This is a genomic window from Undibacterium sp. Di27W (assembly GCF_049340345.1).
In the GTDB taxonomy this organism is placed as follows: Bacteria; Pseudomonadota; Gammaproteobacteria; order Burkholderiales; family Burkholderiaceae_D; genus Undibacterium.
Genome location: NZ_JBMPOS010000133.1, coordinates 1 through 348 on the forward strand (window position 1 = coordinate 1; position 348 = coordinate 348).

Sequence of the window (348 nt, forward strand, 5' to 3'; positions counted from 1 at the left end):
GTTTGACCTGGTCGATGATTTTGGTGATGAGGATGTACCAGCTACCCATGGACATGATGACCATGATGATGAGTGTGCCTTTGGCAACGAAGTCACCTGTTTTCCAGAGGGCGTCCAGACCGTATGGGTTTTCTACGACTTCTTTGGCTGCTGCAGGTGCAGCAGGAGCGCCAGCATCAGCAACTGGCGCTGCAGGTGCGGAGGCGGCTTCAGCAGCAGGTGCTGGGGCAGCAGCGGAGGCAGCAGCAGAAGCAGATTCTTGTGCGGATGCAGGTGCGACGGCAACGGCGGCTGTCAAAGCCAGGAGTGTTGCAGCCAGGAATGCGGAGAAACGGGTTTTCATTGAGG

Annotated in this window: 1 pseudogene; it reads right to left on the bottom strand. The window is 57.2% G+C overall.

What is annotated here, in order from left to right:
* A pseudogene (locus ACO0LF_RS31630) lies at positions 1-348 on the bottom strand (MotA/TolQ/ExbB proton channel family protein); the annotation flags it as partial.